The 18,281-nt window shown below is 59.4% G+C and carries 14 protein-coding genes; 5 read left to right on the forward strand and 9 right to left on the reverse strand.

The genetic code is table 11. The features are described from left to right. The first annotated feature begins 10 nt into the window (after window positions 1-10). Complete coding sequence (locus B195_RS03760; RefSeq protein ID WP_003443812.1) at window positions 11-1,747, forward strand: PTS fructose-like transporter subunit IIB; 1,737 nt, start codon at window positions 11-13, stop codon at window positions 1,745-1,747. A gap of 77 nt (window positions 1,748-1,824) precedes the next feature. Here the strand turns inward: B195_RS03760 and B195_RS03765 are convergent, their stop codons facing one another. Together B195_RS03765 and B195_RS03770 are read right to left on the reverse strand one after the other, a co-directional pair. Further along, window positions 1,825-4,359, reverse strand: coding sequence for a sulfite reductase flavoprotein subunit alpha (locus tag B195_RS03765; protein ID WP_003443810.1), 2,535 nt, complete (start codon window positions 4,357-4,359; stop codon window positions 1,825-1,827). Between the two features lie 231 nt (window positions 4,360-4,590). Then, window positions 4,591-6,894, reverse strand: a complete 2,304-nt coding sequence (locus tag B195_RS03770; RefSeq protein ID WP_003443808.1) for a TonB-dependent siderophore receptor — start codon at window positions 6,892-6,894, stop codon at window positions 4,591-4,593. A gap of 217 nt (window positions 6,895-7,111) precedes the next feature. Here B195_RS03770 and B195_RS03775 point away from each other — a divergent pair, with 217 nt between their 5' ends. Together B195_RS03775 and B195_RS03780 are read left to right on the forward strand one after the other, a co-directional pair. Further along, entirely contained in the window at window positions 7,112-7,792 is a 681-nt protein-coding gene (locus B195_RS03775; RefSeq protein WP_003443806.1) for a Fe2+-dependent dioxygenase, read from the forward strand. 2 nt (window positions 7,793-7,794) lie between these two features. Next, a complete protein-coding gene (locus B195_RS03780) occupies window positions 7,795-8,544 on the forward strand; it encodes a tetratricopeptide repeat protein (RefSeq protein WP_003443804.1) in 750 nt (249 codons plus the stop codon). A gap of 74 nt (window positions 8,545-8,618) precedes the next feature. On the opposite strand, the gene B195_RS03785 is transcribed toward B195_RS03780, so the two are convergent. The 5 genes from B195_RS03785 to B195_RS03805 all read right to left on the reverse strand — a co-directional run bounded on the left by B195_RS03785 (window position 8,619) and on the right by B195_RS03805 (window position 13,696). Continuing rightward, window positions 8,619-9,782, reverse strand: coding sequence for a type III PLP-dependent enzyme (locus B195_RS03785; protein ID WP_003443803.1), 1,164 nt, complete (start codon window positions 9,780-9,782; stop codon window positions 8,619-8,621). 446 nt (window positions 9,783-10,228) lie between these two features. Beyond that, window positions 10,229-11,386 carry a betaine/proline/choline family ABC transporter ATP-binding protein gene (locus B195_RS03790; RefSeq protein WP_003443800.1) on the reverse strand — a complete coding sequence of 386 codons (1,158 nt, stop codon included), beginning with the start codon at window positions 11,384-11,386 and terminating at the stop codon, window positions 10,229-10,231. Next, on the reverse strand, window positions 11,383-12,036 hold the full coding sequence (locus B195_RS03795) for an ABC transporter permease (RefSeq protein WP_003443798.1): 654 nt from the start codon (window positions 12,034-12,036) through the stop codon (window positions 11,383-11,385). Before B195_RS03795 ends, B195_RS03790 begins: the two co-directional genes overlap by 4 nt. Window positions 12,037-12,051: 15 nt before the next feature. Further along, complete coding sequence (locus tag B195_RS03800) at window positions 12,052-12,954, reverse strand: glycine betaine ABC transporter substrate-binding protein (protein WP_003443797.1); 903 nt, start codon at window positions 12,952-12,954, stop codon at window positions 12,052-12,054. A 25-nt stretch (window positions 12,955-12,979) separates the two neighbouring features. After that, complete coding sequence (locus B195_RS03805) at window positions 12,980-13,696, reverse strand: ABC transporter permease (RefSeq protein WP_029612199.1); 717 nt, start codon at window positions 13,694-13,696, stop codon at window positions 12,980-12,982. Between the two features lie 342 nt (window positions 13,697-14,038). Here B195_RS03805 and B195_RS03810 point away from each other — a divergent pair, with 342 nt between their 5' ends. Together B195_RS03810 and B195_RS03815 are read left to right on the forward strand one after the other, a co-directional pair. Beyond that, window positions 14,039-15,622 (forward strand): peptide chain release factor 3, encoded by a 1,584-nt coding sequence (locus tag B195_RS03810; protein WP_003443795.1) that lies wholly within the window; start codon window positions 14,039-14,041, stop codon window positions 15,620-15,622. A 210-nt stretch (window positions 15,623-15,832) separates the two neighbouring features. Further along, a complete protein-coding gene (locus B195_RS03815) occupies window positions 15,833-16,129 on the forward strand; it encodes a hypothetical protein (RefSeq protein WP_003443794.1) in 297 nt (98 codons plus the stop codon). 206 nt (window positions 16,130-16,335) lie between these two features. Here the strand turns inward: B195_RS03815 and B195_RS03820 are convergent, their stop codons facing one another. Then, window positions 16,336-17,310: a peptide ABC transporter ATP-binding protein gene (locus tag B195_RS03820; RefSeq protein ID WP_003443793.1), complete on the reverse strand. Its 975-nt coding sequence runs from the start codon at window positions 17,308-17,310 to the stop codon at window positions 16,336-16,338. Further along, a complete protein-coding gene (locus B195_RS03825; protein WP_003443792.1) occupies window positions 17,310-18,278 on the reverse strand; it encodes an ABC transporter ATP-binding protein in 969 nt (322 codons plus the stop codon). The genes B195_RS03820 and B195_RS03825 overlap by 1 nt, the downstream gene beginning before the upstream one ends. Window positions 18,279-18,281: the final 3 nt, after the last annotated feature.

Below are 18,281 nucleotides of genomic sequence, written 5' to 3' on the forward strand. Positions count from 1 at the left end.
AGGACTGCACATGAAATTAGCCATTGTCACGGGCTGCCCCAACGGCATGGTCACCAGCGTGCTGTGCGCCCGATTGCTGGACGCAGCGGCGCAACGTCAGGGGTGGAGCACCAGTGTTGAAGTGCATGACCCCAAGCATCCGGAACGCCAGCTGTCCCAGGCAACCATCGATCAAGCGCAATGGGTTCTGGTGGTCAGCAGCACGCCTCTGGACATGCAACGCTTTGTTGGCAAACCCGTGTTCCAGAGCACCCCGGCCCAGGCCCTGCAGGATGTCGAAGCGATACTGCAGCGCGGCGCCCAGGAAGCCCGGGTGTATGTCGCTCCAGCAGTTACTACCGAGGCGGAGAGCCCGCAGCACGGGCCGAAAATCGTCGCCATCACCGCCTGTCCGACCGGGGTGGCGCACACCTTTATGGCCGCCGAAGCATTGCAGCAGGCGGCCAAGCGTCTGGGCTACGAGCTGCAGGTCGAAACCCAGGGCTCGGTCGGTGCGCGCAATCCGCTGAGCCCGCAGGCCATCAGAGAAGCCGATGTGGTGCTGCTGGCGGCTGATATCGAAGTGCCGACCGAGCGTTTTGCCGGCAAGAAGATTTACCGCTGCGGCACCGGCATCGCCCTCAAGCAAGCCGAAGCCACCCTGAACAAAGCCTTGAGCGAAGGCCGGGAAGAGACGGCAGCGGCTGATGGTTCAGCGCCGGCCAAGCAAGAGAAAACCGGGGTCTACAAACATCTGCTGACCGGCGTGTCGTTCATGTTGCCAATGGTGGTGGCGGGCGGCTTGCTGATTGCCCTGTCCTTCGTGTTCGGGATCACGGCCTATAAAGAGCCCGGCACGCTGGCGGCGGCACTGATGCAGATCGGTGGCGATGCGGCGTTCAAACTGATGGTGCCATTGCTGGCGGGCTATATCGCCTACTCGATTGCCGACCGCCCGGGCCTGGCGCCGGGGATGATTGGCGGGCTGCTGGCCAGTACCCTGGGTGCCGGGTTTATCGGCGGGATCATTGCCGGGTTTATCGCCGGTTACTGCGCCAAGGCGATCAATCGCTATGCGCGATTGCCGCAAAGTCTGGAAGCGCTGAAGCCGATTCTGATCATCCCGTTGTTTGCCAGCCTGTTTACCGGCCTGGTGATGATCTATGTGGTCGGCAAGCCAGTGGCCGGCATGCTCGAAGGCCTTACCCACTTCCTCGACAGCATGGGCACCACCAACGCCATTTTGTTGGGCGTTCTACTGGGCGGCATGATGTGTGTCGACTTGGGCGGGCCGATCAACAAGGCGGCCTACGCGTTTTCGGTGGGGCTGCTGGCTTCGCAGAGTTACGCGCCGATGGCCGCCACCATGGCTGCCGGCATGGTGCCGCCGATCGGCCTGGGGATTGCGACCTTTATTGCCCGGCGCAAATTTGCCCAGACCGAGCGCGAGGCGGGCAAAGCCGCGTTGGTGCTGGGACTGTGCTTTATCTCCGAAGGTGCGATTCCGTTCGCCGCCAAAGACCCGCTGCGGGTGATTCCGGCGAGCATTCTGGGGGGCGCCTTGACCGGTGCACTGTCGATGTACTTCGGCTGCAAGCTGATGGCACCGCACGGTGGCTTGTTCGTGCTGCTGATCCCGAATGCGATCAACCATGCGCTGCTGTACTTGCTGGCGATTGTCGCCGGTAGCCTGGTGACGGCAGTGGTGTATGCCGTGATCAAACGTGCGGAACCGGCGGAAATGGCGCTGGAGACTGCCAAGGCCTGAGGCCTTGACTCAAACCGCTCGCGAGCCCTTGAACCGCTCGCGGGCAAGCCCGCTCCTGCAGGGGGGCGGGCATCGGTTCAATACACATCCCGCCGATAACGCCCTTGTTCGATCAGTGCTTGCAGCGCTGGCTCGCCCAGCAGGTCGGTCAAGGCCTGATCCACACCCGCCGCCATCCCTTGCAGACTGCCGCAGATATAAATAGCGGCGCCGTCTGCCAGCCATCTGCGTATTTCATCAGCCGACTCGCGCAAGCGATCCTGTACATAAATCTTCTGTGCCTGATCCCGTGAAAACGCCAGATCCAGCCGCGCCAGATCACCACTGGCCAGCCAGCCCTGCAGTTCTTCGCGGCAGTGGAAGTCATGGGCGGCATTGCGTTCACCAAAGAACAGCCAGTTACGCTGCTGGCCCTTGGCAATGCGCGCTTTGAGCAGGCTGCGCAGCCCCGCCAGTCCGGTGCCATTGCCCAGCAAAATAAGCGGACAAGGTTCGGCGGGCAGATGGAAACCACTGTTGCGCCGTACCCTCAGGCTGATGGCAGAACCCACATTTGCGTGTTCCGTCAGCCAGCCCGAACCCAGGCCCAGGCTGCCATCGGCATGGCGCTCCTGACGCACGATCAGTTGCAGCAGGCCATCTTCGGGGATCGAGGCAATGGAGTATTCACGCATGTGCAGCGGGATCAAGGCGTCGACCAATGCCTGTGCATGCATGCCCACCAGATGCCCGCGATTGTCCGGCAGCTGACGCCCGCCCAGGGCCTGGGCCAGGGTTTCTTGCAGACCATCGAGCTGTACCGGGGTGTCTGCCGACAGACCCAGACCTTGCAGGAAATGCTCAATCGCTGCCGGGGACTGCCGTGGCATGACCTCAACCAGATCACCTGCCTGCCATGAATCGCTGGCATGGGGGGCCTTGAGCCCCAGCAGGTAAACCCCGGAGCCGCTGCTGCCAGGGTTGAGCAGTTGGCGTTGTTCAAGGGTCCAGTTGTTGTAACCCGGTGCCTGCCAGTTGGCCGCCGGCGCAGTACCGGTCAGTTGACCGAGCTGTTGCTGCCAGTGCTGCAGCGCCTCGGGGTCGCCGCTGTCGACCTGGACCGGAGTGAACAATGATTGTGCGCCACGCTCGTTCAGCCATTGCTGAACCCGGGTCGCAAAGCCGCAGAAGTGCGGGTATTGGCGATCGCCCAGGGCCAGCAACGAATACTTGAGACTGCTCAGGGCCAAAGGCTGGTTCAGGACTTTGCGTTCAAAGCCGCGGGCACTGTCGGGGGCTTCACCATCGCCAAAGGTACTGACGACAAACAGTGCATTGCTGGCCTGCTGCAAGTCCTGCTCGCTGAGCGCTGCCAGCGGTTGCACCCGCACTGCAAATCCGGCGGCCTGCAATTGTCCGGCGCTCTGCCAGGCCAGTTGTTCGGCCAGACCGCTCTGGCTGGCAAAGCCGATCAACCAGGGCGATGCATCGCTGTGCGCCGTGGACAAACCCTGGCGCGCCTGTTTGATCTGACGCTTTTTACGGCGCCGATCCAGGTACAGCAACCAGCCGGTAATAAAGAACAACGGCATGCTGAGGCTGGCGATGGTCACCAGGATGCGCCCGGGAAGGCCCCAGTAACTGCCCACGTGAAGCGCGTAAATGCTGGTCAGCAATTGCGCCTTGTAGCTTTTGTCTGCGTAGCGCTGGTGTTGTTTGATTACGCCAGTGACCGGGTCGAGCACGATCTGATTGAAGGCCCGCTCATGGGGCGAGTCGCTGCGCAGATAAAAAACCGTGGCCGGCTGCCCGGCCACCGGTGGCATCCGCACGTTGTACAGGCTCAGTTGCGGCCCTGCAGCCTGCTGGATAGTGGCCCAGATGGCATCGTAATCGGCTACAGGGGCCGGCCCCGCAGGGCCGGGCTGACCGCGACCGCCTTTGCGCTGCTGGCTGTTGGGGCTGTCCGAAAACAGTTTTTGCAGGCCTTTGTTGTACCACTCGTAGGACCACGACAAGCCGGTCAGGGCGGCCAGCAGGTAAAAAATCATGCACCAGGTACCCGCCACGGAATGCAGGTCCCAGTTGAAGCTGCGGCCTTTTTTTGCCCAGTCCAGGGTCAGCCAGGCACGCCAGTTCAGTGCCTGGCGCGGCCAGCGCAGGTAGAGGCCCGAGAGGCAGAAGAAAATCAGCATCAGGGTGCAGGCACCGGTGATCTGGCGACCGGTTTGGCCCATGGCCAGAAAGCGGTGCAGTTGCAGCATCAGATCGAAGAAGCCCTGGCCGCTGGCGTCGCCCTGATAGGTGCCGGTGTAAGGGTCGACATAGCGCAGTTGACCGCGGCGCTCCCCCGGCGGCGGGGTGAAGAAAATCCGTGCGGCACTGTCGCTGTCCACCCCGACCCAGAGCATGGACACCTGTTTGCCTTCAGTGGCCTCGACCCGGCGTACCAGTTCGGCGGGCGCCAGGGTGCCGCTGTCGAGTTTCTCGACCTTGAGCACCGAGGGGTTGAGCAAGTTCAGCAGTTCGTCCTGGAACGACACCGTCGCGCCGGTAATCCCCATGACGGCCAGGATCAGCCCTGCGGTGATCCCGAAAAACCAGTGCAGCTGAAAAAGGGTTTTCTTAAACACGACGACCGCCTTGCTCGCTCAATTGAATGCTTCACGGCGCAGTTTGCCGTGCAGGTTGTTTACACACAAAAGCCCCGACCATCGTTGGACAGGGCTTTGCGCTAAAGCTGTGGCATCTCTGTGTGGGAGGCTGGCTTGCCAGCGATTGCAGCTGCACGGTTTAACGGTAAAACCGTATCGCTTGCATCGCTGGCAAGCCAGCTCCCACCTGTGATCATTACCAGGTTGGCATCAGAAATGAACGCTGGTGGTCAACAAGGCTGTACGGCCCGCCGCCTGGTTGGCGAAGTGGGTCGAAAAGGCTTTGTCGTAGTAAGTCTTGTCGGTCAGGTTCTGTACGTTCAGTTGCAGATCAACGTTTTTGGTCAGCTTGTAGCTGGCCATTGCGTCGTAGCGGGTGTAAGCCGGAACGTAAGTCGAGTTGGCGACGTTACCGAATACTTCATCCACGTAGAATGCACCGCCGCCGATGGTCAGCTTGGGTGTGATCGCATAAGTGGTCCACAGGCTGGCGCTGTTTTTCGGGGTGTTGGGCAGCTGGTTGCCATCGGTAGCCTTGTTCAAAGGGCCGCCATCGCGCTGCTTGCCGTCCAGATAGGTGTAGCCCGCAAACACTTGCCATTGCTCGGTGATTTTACCGGAGGCAGACAGTTCGATGCCGTCGACGCGGGTTTTGCCGGCGTTCTCGTAGGTGTCAGCGTCTGTCTGGACCCGGGTGTTCTCTTTTTCGGTGCGGAAGATGGCTGCCGTCAGAGACAGGCGGTCGTTGAACACATCCCACTTGGTACCGAGTTCATAGTTGGTGGTTTCTTCCGGTTCCATGTCGCTGGCCAGAATCTTGCCGGTGCGATCCGGAGTACCGCTCAACGGGTTGGTTTCATTGCTGTCCAGCATCGAGCCCGGCGGGGTGGCCGAGGTGGCGTAAGACACGTAGACGCTGCCGTTAGGCTGGACTTTCCACACCAGGCCGAGCTGGCCGGAGAAGAAGTCACTAGTGTCAGATCCCTTGTAAGTGGTCGCTCCGGCGGCCGTGTACGATTTGTACTTGGTCTCGAAGTGGTCGTAACGCAGGCCCATGTTCAGCAGCCACTCAGGTGACAGTTCCAGCGTGTCCATCGCATAAATGGCGCGTGTGGTGTTGGCGCTGTCAGTACCGGCATAGTTGCGTGCGATCGAGCCGTTCCATGGATCATTGGCATTCGGGTTGCCCAGGGATGTGCAGTTCCAGTCGCTTGGGGCGCCGATCATGCCAGGAGTGCAGTTAGAGCCGCCAGCGGTACCCGGGGTGGTGCTGGTATTAACGGTATAGGACGACTTGCTGCTGGTCTCGCGGCTGAGTTCGATACCGGTGGAGTAGCTGTTTTTGAAGCCGGCGATATATACGTCACCAAACAGATCGGTCTGGTTGGTGGTGGTGGCGGTGTTGCTCACGCGGGTGTTGGCCCGGCGCCAGACGCTGCCGTTGTTGACGTTGCCTTTACTGTCGTCCGGCTGGGTCAGGATGTAATCCTGCAGGGTGTTGCCGTGGCGCAGGGTGTTCTTGACGTGCAGGTCTTCGCTGAAGTCGTGTTCAAACGAAAAAGTAGTGATATCGGCGCGGGTTTTGCGGAAATCACGATCTTTCAGGCCGTAGAAATTGCTGCTGTCGCCACCGTCGTTCGGCTTGTCCGGGCTGTCTGCGGTATGGGTTTTGCCCACCGAGAAACCGTAAGGAATACCCGAGTCCGGCAGGTCGTTACTTTCCATGTGGTAGTAATCGACGTTGACCCGGGTATCGGTGCCCAGGCCAAACGCCAGGGAAGGAGCAATACCCCAGCGGTCGTAATTGACATTGTCGCGACCGGCCACATTGCTTTCGTGGCTCATCAGGTTCAGACGACCGGCAACGGTATCGCTGAACTGATAGTTACCGTCCAGGGTATAGCGTTGGGTCTGATCCGAGCCCCAGGTGTAGCCGCCATCAAACGAATTACCCAGATGGGCTTTCTTGCTGACCATGTTGATGGTGCCGCCGGCTGCACCGCGACCGCCGAAGGCCGAGTTCGGGCCTTTGGCGACTTCAATCGATTCAACGGCGAAAATCTCGCGGGTCTGGGCGCCGGTATCGCGCACGCCGTCCAGATAGGTGTCGCCCTGGGCGTCAAAGCCGCGAATGAACGGCCGGTCGCCTTGCGGGTTACCGCCTTCACCTGCGCCGAAGGTAATGCCTGGAACGGTGCGCAATGCGTCTTGCAGGGAAGTTGCGGCCGTATCCTTGATCAGTTGTTGCGGGATCACGGTGATCGAGCGGGGCGTATCAATCAGGGGCGCTGTGTACTTCGGGGAGTCGGCTTTTTCAATCTGGTAGGACTGCTCGTTCTGCTCGCCTGAAACCGTGGTCGCGCCAAGGGAAATACTGTTGCCCTGTGCTTTGCTGTCCGTGCTTTCGGCAGCCTGAGCCATATGGGCTGCAGAGGTCGCGGTAATCGCGACACCGATAGCCGAAGCCAGTAAACGCGGTGAGCTGACAGGTATTTTTATAAGTTGGCGCGACATGTGAAGATCCCTTGCCCCAGAATTTGAGCCGCGAAATATAGTGCAAACAATTCCTTGTATCAATTGAGATCAATTACTATTAGCGCTAAATTTACAATCTTTACAATTTCCCTTTACGGTTTTTTCACACTCATTCGTCTCCGGTGTCCTAACAGGGTTTTACACGAACAATAAGAATCAATACCATTGCCGTCCCTTCGCTAACTGGTATCGCGCCATGCTGTTGCATATTCCCGGCTTGTTTTCCCGTGAAGAGGTGCAGCGCATTCGTGAGGCGCTGGAGCAGACCGAGTGGGCTGACGGCAAAATCACCGCCGGCTTTCAGTCCGCCAGGGCCAAGCACAACCTGCAGTTGCCTGAAGGGCACCCGTTGGCGAAGGAAATTGGCGCGGCAATGATTGACCGGCTGTGGCAAACCCCGTTGTTCATGTCGGCTGCCTTGCCGCACAAAGTCTTCCCGCCGCTGGTCAATTGCTACACCGGCGGTGGCAGTTTCGATTTTCATATCGACAACGCCGTGCGCCAGCCCAAGGGCAGTCCCGAGCGGGTGCGGACTGACTTGTCGGCCACCCTGTTTTTCAGCGACCCCGATGACTATGACGGTGGCGAGCTGGTGATTCAGGACACCTACGGTGTGCAGCAGGTCAAATTGCCTGCTGGCGACATGGTCCTGTACCCCGGTACCAGCCTGCACAAGGTCAATGCGGTCACCCGTGGCGCACGCTATGCCTCGTTCTTCTGGACCCAAAGCCTGGTGCGTGAAGACAGCCAGCGCACCTTGCTGTTTGAAATGGATAACGCCATTCAGCAGCTGACCCGCGACGTACCCGATCACCCCTCGTTGATCCGGCTCACGGGCACTTATCACAACCTGTTGCGGCGCTGGGTTGAGGTTTAGGGATGCCATTTCAACTGCGTCGTGAAGAAGTACTCGACGGCGAGCAGCTCAAAGCCATGCTCGCTGAAAACCCGGCGCGGGCAGCGCAGGCGATTTTGCTCGCGGCCCGCCAGGGCATCGTCGACGGTCAGGCCTTGCTGGGGCAGATTCTGCTGGACGGGCAGGGGATTGAGCGCGACCCGGCTCTGGCCAGACGCTGGTTTCAGATTGCCGCCAATGCTGATCACCTGATGGCGCGCAACATGTTGGGGCGCTGCTGGGAACTGGGCTGGGGCGGGCCTGTGGACTGGACCCTGGCCAGCCTGGAGTATCGCCAGGCGGCTGAAGCCGGGCTGGACTGGGCGATGTACAACTACGCCAACTTGCTGGCCACCGGGCGCGGCGTGGCTGAAGACCAGATCACGGCTCAGTTTTATTACCGTCGGGCGGCGCAGTTGGGGCACGCCAAATCCATGAACTTGCTGGGGCGTTATCTGGAGGAGGGTGTGCATTGCCCTGCCGATCAAGAGGCAGCATGCCTGTGGTACCGGCGCTCGGCTGAAGCGGGGGACTTTCGTGGGCAGTTCAGCCACGCCTCGGTGCTGGCCGAGTCGGGGGAAATCGATCAGGCGTTGATCTGGTTTGAGCGCGCGTTGGCGGGGGGCAATCTTAAATTTCTCAAGGTCGCGGCCCTGACCTTATTGAATGCCGGGCACCCGCAAATCCGGGCATTGGCCACGGCTTACCAGCAGCGGGCAGCCGAGATTCTGTAGGCGCGAGCTCGCGGCTACAGGCTGCGGGCATAAAAAAACCCATGACAGGTCATGGGTTTTTTTAGGGGCTGCGTTTACAGGTAGAAGGATTTCAGCGGCGGAAAGCCATTGAATTCAACTGCGCTGTAGCTGGTGGTGTAAGCACCGGTGGACAGCCAGTACAGGCGGTCCCCGATTGCCAGGTTCAGTGGCAGGCCGTATTTGTAGTTTTCATACATGATGTCGGCGCTGTCGCAGGTCGGGCCGGCGATGACCACTTCTTCCATCTCGCCTTTCTTCTCAGTCCAGATCGGAAACTTGATGGCTTCGTCCATGGTTTCGATCAGGCCCGAGAATTTGCCCACATCGGTGTAAACCCAGCGCTCGACAGCGGTACGGGATTTACGCGCAACCAGCACCACTTCACTGACCAGGATCCCGGCGTTGGCAATCAGCGAACGGCCAGGCTCAAGGATGATTTCCGGCAGTTCGTCACCGAAGTCTTCCTTGAGGAAACGGATGATCTCTTCAGCGTAGGTTTCCAGGCTGTTGGTGCGGGTGATGTAGTTGGCCGGGAAGCCGCCGCCCATGTTGATCAGCTTGAGAACAATGCCGTCTTCTTCCTTGAGGCGCTCGAAGATCACTTTGACCTTGGCAATCGCCGCGTCCCACACGCTGATGTCCCGTTGCTGCGAGCCCACGTGGAACGAAATGCCGTAAGGCACCAGGCCCAGGTCACGGGCAAGGATCAGCAGATCCATGGCCATATCGGTCTGGCAGCCGAATTTGCGCGACAGTGGCCAGTCAGCCGTAGTTGAGCCTTCGGTGAGGATACGCACGTAGATTTTCGAACCCGGGGCGGCCTTGGCGATGTTGCGCAGGTCAGCTTCGGAGTCGGTGGAAAACAGGCGCACGCCCTTCTCGTAGAAGTAGCGGATGTCCTTGGACTTCTTGATGGTGTTGCCGTAGCTGATGCGATCCGGGGAAACGCCCCGATCCATCACTTTGTCCAGTTCATAGATCGACGCGATGTCGAAGCTTGAGCCCTTGTCGCGCAGCAGGTCGATGATTTCGACTGCCGGGTTGGCCTTGACCGCGTAGTACACCTTGGCGAACTCGAAACCTGCGCGCAGGTCATCGTAAGCCTTGCTGATCATGGCGGTGTCGATCACCACGAACGGGGTTTCCTGGGTGTCGGCAAAAGCCTTCATTTTGTTGAAGGTTTCGCGCGCGTAATAGTCTTCGACCTGAATCGACATGAGGAGGGACTCCAAGTGGCAAACGTCATAGATAAATGGGTGCAACTGAACATCCTCCGTATCCCCACTTTGGTTCGCCTACTTCCCAAGGCATGTCCGCCGAAAGCAAAAAAGGTAAATGAACCTTGCTGTCTCGTCGTCAGTACTTGAGCCGGATGGATCGTTTCCAGCATGGATGTTCGGCGCGAACTTTAGGGCGTGATTGCCCTTTGATCAACTAAAAATGTCGCGTATTTGCACGAATTCGTCGGGGGTTCAATTTCGGCTATTTAAGTAACCGACCTTGATGACAGTGTGATGTTCCCGCAGAAGGGGATTTGAAGGGGAGCGATGAGTTGTGCCCTGCTGCGCGAGCCTGGCTTGCCAGCGATGGCATCTGCACGGTCTGTCAGTAAAACCGCGTTGTTTGCATCGCCGCCAAGCCAGGCTCCCGCAGGATCGGTTATCTAGGCAGTGGCCATATCAGCCGGTGAAACAATGCTGGTCTTGGCCCCGCGGGAGCGGCCGGAGCTCAAGTAGGCAGCGATGGATTCCTGGGTCACTTCACCGAGGAATACCCGTTCGGCATCCATTACCGGCAACCATGAGCGGTTGAACTCGTACATGCGCGACAGCAGGATGCGCAAGTGTTCGTCGGAGGCTGCAGTGGCGGTGAACTCGCGCAGGTACTGGCCGCAAGTGCCGGTCTGGCGATGCAGGTCGCGACGGCGCACATAGCCCAGGGCCTTGTTGTCGGCACAGGTGACGACGACGTAGCGACGGTCCAGCTCGTCCATCAGTTCCAGTGCTTCGGCCACCGGTGTCTCCGGGCTGACCGACGGCGCGTTGTCGGCCGCGTCTTCAGCCTTGACCAGCAACAGGCGCTTGAGGGTGCTGTCCTGACCGACAAAGTTGCTGACAAAGTCGTCGGCCGGGTGGGCGAGCAGAGTGTCCGGGTGATCCATCTGCAGCAGCTTGCCGCCGCGGAAGATGGCGATTTTGTCGCCCAGCTTGATCGCTTCGTCAATGTCGTGGCTGACCATGATCACGGTCTTGTTCAGCGCGCGCTGCATCTCGAAGAATTCGTTCTGGATCATTTCGCGGTTGATCGGGTCGACCGCGCCGAACGGCTCATCCATTAATAGCAGCGGTGCGTCGGCGGCCAGGGCGCGAATCACGCCGATGCGCTGTTGCTGGCCACCCGACAGTTCACGGGGGTAGCGGGTCAGGTACTGCTTGGGCTCGAGCTTGATCATGCTCATCAGTTCACGGGCACGGTCATGGCACTTTTGCTTGTCCCAGCCCAGCAGGCGCGGAACGATGGTGATGTTCTCCTCGATGGTCATGTTGGGGAACAGACCGATCTGCTGGATCACATAACCGATATTGCGGCGCAGGGTGACCGGGTCGAGGTCGGTGGTGTCTTCGCCGTTGATCAGGATCTTGCCGGAGGTTGGCTTGATCAGGCGGTTGATCATTTTCAGCGTGGTGCTTTTACCGCAACCCGAAGGCCCGAGGAACACGCAGATTTCGCCTTCGTTGACGGTCAGGCTTACCGAGTCCACGGCTTTTACATCTTTGCCGTTGCTTTGGAAGGTCTTGCTGAGGTTTTGAAGTTCGATCATTTGAGTAATCCTTTTGGAGTCAGCGTGCGTTGCAGCCATTGCAAAAGCAGGTCGGCGAAGATGGCCAGAAGACTGACCAGTACCGCGCCGACGATCAGCATCGACATGTCGCTACGGCTGATTGCAGCAAGAATAAGTACACCCAGACCGCCGGCACCGATGGTGGCGGCAATCGTCATTACACCAATGTTCATCACCACGGCGGTGCGCACACCGGCCAGGATCACCGGTACCGCGATCGGCAGTTCAACCATGCGCAGGCGCTGGGCGAAGGTCATGCCGATACCGCGGGCGGCTTCACGTATGCCCGGTTCCACGCCGGTCAGGGCAAGGAAGGTGTTACGCATGATCGGCAGCAATGAGTACAGGAACACTGCGGTGATGGCGGGCATCGGGCCCAGGCCCTGGCCGAACTTGGAATAGAACGGCAGCAGCAGGCCGAACAGGGCAATCGAGGGGATGGTCAGCAACACGGTGGCGCTGGCCTGCATGGGGCCGGCCAGTGACGGGAAGCGTGTCATCAGTACGCCCAGCGGTACGCCAACCACAATGGCCAGGGTCACGGCGATCCCGACCAGAGCAATGTGTTGCAGGGTCAGGTGCATGACCTGATTCCAGTCCATGTTGGAAAAGGCGTTTAGAAATTCCATGTCTTTTCCTCCGGGTCAGTTAGCTAAAAGCTGTGGGTGCTGGCGCAGGAAGTCTGCGGCCACCTTGGACGGGCTTTCGTGGTCGACGTCGACCCGGGCGTTGAGTTGGCGCATGGTTTCGTCGTCAAACAGGTCCGCCAGTGGCTTGAGCAGGTCAGCCAGATCCGGGTGCTGGTCCAGGTAGGCTTTGCGTACTACGGGAGCGGCGGTGTAATCCGGGAAGTAATGCTTGTCGTCGTCGAGCAACTTGAGGTTGAAAGCGCTCAGGCGACCGTCAGTGGTGTAGACCAGCCCTGCAAACACCTGGCCGTTTTTCAGCGAGGTATAGACCAGGCCAGCGTCCATTTGCCGGATGTTTTTGCGGGTCAGGTCCATGTCATACAGCTCGGCCATGCCGATCAACCCGTCGGAGCGATTGGCGAACTCGGTATCCAGTGAGACCAGGGCGCCTTTATTCGCCGGGTCGCGCAGGGCCTTGTTCAGATCGCTGATGCTGTTGATTTCCGGGTGTTCCTTGGCCACGTTTTCTGGCAGCGCCAGGGCATAGGTGTTGCTGAACTTGGACGGGTGCAGCCAGACCAGGCCTTTTTTACCGTCGAGCTCTTTGACCCGCTCGAAGGATTGCTCGCTGTCGAGTTTTTCGGTCACGTGGTTATAGGCCACCAGTGACACGCCGGTGTATTCCCAGATCAGGTCCAGCTGCCCGGACTCCTGGGCGCTGCGCGCCAGGCTGCTGCCCAGCCCGCCGGTTACCTGAGCGTTGTAGCCCTTGCTCTTGAGGTATTGCGAGGTGATTTCAGCGAGCAGGGTTTGCTCGGTAAAAACCCGCGCCCCAATCCGGACCAGGGGTTTTTCTGCGGCCTGGGCAATTCCTGCGAACAGCAGGATGCAGCCTAAAAACAAGCTTAATTTTTTCATGCGTATTCCTTTGCTCAGCCAGACCTTATGCAGGTCGTAGACCGCGTTCCAGCCAGCGGCGGCTGATGAAGATCACCAGGCCGTCAAGCAGCAATGCCAGCAGCGCGGTACAGGCTGCGCCGAGGATGAGTTGCGGCTGATTATTGAGGGCGATACCAGGGAAAATCAGGCTGCCCAGGCTGTTGGCGCCAATCAGGAACGCCAAAGGGGCGGTGCCGACGTTGATCGCCAGTGCGACCCTTACGCCACCCATGATGATGGGCACGGCGTTGGGCATTTCGACTCGCCACAGCACTTGGCGCGGGGTCATGCCGATGCCGACGGCGGCTTCTTTGAGTGAACCCTGAACGTTTTTCAGGCCCTCATAGGTGTTGCGCACAATGGGCAGCAACGAGGCGAGAAACAGGGCGAAGATGGCAGGGCCGCTACCGATCCCCAGAAAGCCAAGCGCAATGGCCAGTACGGCCAGCGGTGGCACGGTGTTGCCGATGTTGAAGACTTGCATGAAGCGTTCCGCACGTCCGGCCATACTTGGTCGGCTGAGGAAAATGCCCGCGGGGATCCCTACAAGGAGGGCGGCAAACATTGAAACGAGTACGAGGTACAGATGGGCTTGCAGGTAGAACAACAGATCATCTTGATAGTGTTCGATAGTGCTGATGCCGATCCAGTGGACCAACAGGGCCAGGAGTGCGAGAACAATCACACCTCCTATAAGCCCTTTTCCATAGCGATTAGCCACAGGCGGACTCCTTTTTTTTCTTGGTCGGCGAACACATTGTCGTGTGGCAATGCCATTCCTGGCTGCCGACGATGAGTTCGCGAAGAGCAACGGGTGGGGGGCGAAAAAGCGCCGCCATCACCTGTCATTAGCGCAGCCTCGTCAGGCTAACTTGCTGATATTTCAGCACCTGACGGTTTGTCGTATCAGGAGAGTGGACGCCTCCACTGCACAAAAGGTTCACATTTTTTACGGCAGATTGCCACCCTTGTCCGACGAGCCATGGCACCAACGGTGGCTGCATGGGCCTAATTTGAGCTATAATCCGCGCCCTTTTTTGAATCAATCGTCAGGCGATTTCCCATGACCAACCAGGCCGCCGAAGTCGCGAAACGCCGCACTTTCGCCATTATTTCCCACCCCGATGCGGGTAAGACCACCATCACCGAAAAGCTGTTGCTGATGGGTAAGGCGATTGCGATCGCCGGTACGGTGAAATCGCGAAAGTCCGACCGCCATGCCACCTCCGACTGGATGGAAATGGAGAAGCAACGGGGTATTTCGATTACCACGTCGGTCATGCAGTTCCCGTATCGCGACCACATGATCAACCTGCTCGACACCCCGGGCCACGAAGACTTCTCGGAAGATACTTACCGCACCCTGACCGCGGTCGACTCGGCCTTGATGGTGCTCGATGGCGGTAAAGGTGTTGAGCCCCGGACCATCGCCCTGATGGACGTTTGTCGTCTGCGGGACACGCCAATCGTCAGCTTTATCAACAAACTCGACCGCGATATCCGCGACCCGATCGAGTTGCTGGACGAGATTGAAGCTGTCCTCAAGATCAAGGCCGCGCCGATCACCTGGCCGATTGGTTGCTACCGCGATTTCAAGGGTGTTTACCACCTGGCCGATGACTACATCATTGTCTACACCGCCGGTCATGGCCATGAGCGCACTGAAACCAAAATCATCGAGAAGCTCGATTCCGATGAGGCCCGTGCGCACCTGGGTGACGAGTACCAGCGCTTTGTTGACCAGCTGGAGCTGGTCCAGGGTGCCTGCCATGAATTCAACCAGCAGGAGTTCCTCGACGGCCAGCTGACACCGGTGTTCTTCGGTACGGCACTGGGCAACTTTGGTGTCGATCACGTGCTCGACGCGGTGGTCAACTGGACTCCGGAGCCGTTGCCCCGGGTGGCCAACGAGCGCACGGTGGAGCCGACTGAAGAGAAGTTCAGTGGCTTCGTGTTCAAGATCCAGGCGAACATGGACCCCAAGCACCGTGACCGTATCGCTTTTATGCGTATCTGCTCGGGCAAATACGAAAAGGGCATGAAAATGCGCCACGTGCGCACCGGCAAAGACATCCGTATCGGCGACGCCCTGACGTTCTTCTCTTCCGAGCGTGAACAGCTGGAAGAGGCGTTTGCCGGGGACATCATCGGCTTGCACAACCACGGCACGATCCAGATCGGTGACACCTTCACCGAAGGTGAGAGCCTGAGCTTTACCGGTATTCCGCACTTCGCCCCGGAGCTGTTCCGTCGCGTCCGTCTGCGCGATCCGCTCAAATCCAAGCAGCTGCGTCAGGGTTTGCAGCAACTGGCCGAAGAGGGCGCCACCCAGGTGTTCTTCCCGGAGCGCAGCAATGACATCATTCTGGGTGCCGTTGGTGTGCTGCAGTTCGACGTGGTCGCCAGCCGCCTGAAAGGCGAATACAAGGTGGAATGCTCCTATGAGCCGATCACCGTGTACTCGGCGCGCTGGATTGATTGCGACGATAAGAAGAAGCTTGAGGAGTTCAAGATCAAGGCAGTGGAAAACCTGGCGATTGACGGCGGTGGTCACCTGACCTACCTGGCGCCGACCCGGGTTAACCTGGCGTTGATGGAAGAGCGCTGGCCAGATGTGAAATTCCGCGCCACCCGTGAGCATCACTAAGAGCTACGGGGTTCTGGTTAAAAAAGCGAAGCCTGCGGGCTTCGCTTTTTTTTGCCCGTAAATCCTCGAACCTCGGGTTACAAAAGCCCATAACAATTTCGGTCGGGTAAGTCCAAATAGATCTATTGCGGGCAAAAGCTTTTCGGGAAAAAGCGCCGCAGGCGGACTAGGTTTAAATCGTATCTTTCCTACGACAAGGTGGAGTTCGCGATGAGGCTTTTTCAACGCATGGTGTTGTTGCTCAAAGTATTGGTCTTGCTGACGGTGAGTGCTTCAGCCGCATGGGCGAGCAATCCGCTGACGCTTCCGGGAGTCGGGGCTTCGGCCACTGGTGTCGCTGGCCCCACGGTGCATGCCATCTACAAGTCTGACTCTGAACCTGGTGATCAGGGGCAGGGCGGCAGTTCGGGGGATGATGATCAAACGGACGGTGATGGCGGCGCGGATGGCGGTGGCGACAACGGCGACAACGGTGATGAAGGCGACGAGGGGGACAGCCAGTCCTGACAGTCAGAATCCGGCTTTGTCCCTGCTCCCCGGCCCGGTGACGCGGTGACATGATGTAGGAGCGAGCTTGCTCGCGAGCTTTTTATCGAGCGCTGTATTGTTGAGAGGCTCGCTCCTGCAGGGTTATGAGCTGGATGTTACATGGCCCGTGGGAGCTGGCTTGCCAGCGATAAGGGTGCCCGGCTCCCACAGGTTGTTTGTCGGTGTTAAACGCTCAAGAACTGCTCCGCGTGATGGCAGGCAACCTGGCGGTTGTCCAGCAGGCGCAGGGCCGGTTCCTCTGTACTGCACAGCTCGGTCGCATAGGGGCAGCGCTTGTGGAAGGCGCAGCCCGACGGCGGGTTCAACGGGTTGGGCAACTCGCCGACGATTTTGATTTTCGGCTTGTTCGGGTCCGGGTGGATGGTCGGTGTGGCCGACAGCAGCGCCTGGGTATAGGGGTGCAACGGGCGGGTGTAGATCTCCTCCTTGGGCCCCATTTCTACCGGGCGGCCGAGGTACATCACCAGGACCTGATCGGCGACATGCCTGACCACCGCCAGGTTGTGGGAGATGAACACGTAGGCGGTGTTGAACTCCTGCTGCAAATCCATGAACAGGTTGAGCACCTGCGCCTGAATCGATACGTCGAGGGCGGAGGTCGGTTCGTCGGCCACCAGCACCTTGGGTTGCAGCATCATGGCGCGCGCCAGGGCGATCCGCTGGCGCTGGCCACCCGAGAACATGTGCGGGTAGCGATGGTAATGCTCAGGGCGCAAACCCACTTGCTTCATCATCGCCTGCACTTTATCGCGGCGTTCGCTGGCGCTCAGGCTGGTGTTGATCAGTAACGGCTCGGCCAACTGATCACCGACCTTTTGCCGCGGGTTGAGCGAGGCGTAAGGGCTCTGGAACACCATCTGAACGTCTTTGCGCAGTTGCTTGCGTTCAGCCTTGTTGGCCCCGGCGACTTCCTGGCCGGCGATTTTCAGCGAACCTGAAGACGGCTCTTCGATCAGGGTCAGGGCGCGGGCCAGGGTGGATTTTCCGCACCCGGACTCGCCAACCACGGCGAGGGTTTTGCCTGCCTCCAGTTCAAAGGATACGCCGTTGAGGGCGCGTACCAGGGCGTGGCCCTTGAACATGCCGCGGGACACTTCGTAGTGACGGGTGAGGTCACGGGCGGTAAGAACGACAGTCATTACGCCACCTCCTGGTTCAAGGGGAAGAAGCAGCGTACCTGGCTGTGAGCTCTGGGCTCCAGCGCCGGACGTTGCTGGCGGCAGGTGTCTTGTACATAAGGGCAGCGCGGCGACAGCAGGCAGCCCTGGGGACGGTCGTAACGCCCCGGCACGATGCCGGGCAAGGTCGCCAGACGGGAAGCCCCCATGCTGTGTTCCGGGATCGCCGCCAGCAGGGCTTCGCTGTAAGGGTGAGCCGGTACGTCAAACAACCCTGGCACGCTACCGACTTCGACCGCCTGGCCGGCGTACATCACGCACACCCGTTGCGCGGTTTCGGCAACCACCGCCAGGTCGTGAGTGATCAGCACCAGGCCCATGTTTTGCTCACGTTGCAGATTGAGCAGCAAGTCCATGATCTGGGCTTGAATGGTCACGTCCAGCGCAGTGGTCGGTTCGTCGGCGATCAGCAGTTTCGGTTCGCCGGCAATCGCCATGGCGATGGCTACGCGCTGGCTCATGCCGCCCGAAAGCTGATGCGGGTAGGCTTCCATGCGGCTGGCCGCGCCGGGAATTTCGACCTTTTCCAGCAGCTCGATGGCGCGTTTGCGTGCTTCTTTCTTCGACATCTTCAGGTGCAGGCGCAGGACTTCTTCGATCTGGAAACCCACGGTGTAGCTGGGATTGAGCGCGGTCATCGGGTCCTGGAAGACCATGGCCATGTCCTTGCCGACGATTTTCCGGCGTTGACGGGCGCTGAGGGTCAGCATGTTTTTGCCGTCGAAATTCAGCGCGTCGGCAGTGACGATACCCGGATGCTCGATCAGGCCCATCAGCGCCATCATGGTCACGGATTTACCGGAACCGGATTCGCCGACAATGGCCAGAACTTCGCCTTTATCCACAGACAGGCTCAAACCGTCGACCACAGGCACAGCCTTGGCGTCGCCAAAGCGGACGTTGAGATTCTTGATTTCTAAAAGTGACATGGG

Source organism: Pseudomonas sp. Lz4W (assembly GCF_000346225.2).
In the GTDB taxonomy this organism is placed as follows: Bacteria; Pseudomonadota; Gammaproteobacteria; order Pseudomonadales; family Pseudomonadaceae; genus Aquipseudomonas; species Aquipseudomonas paraversuta.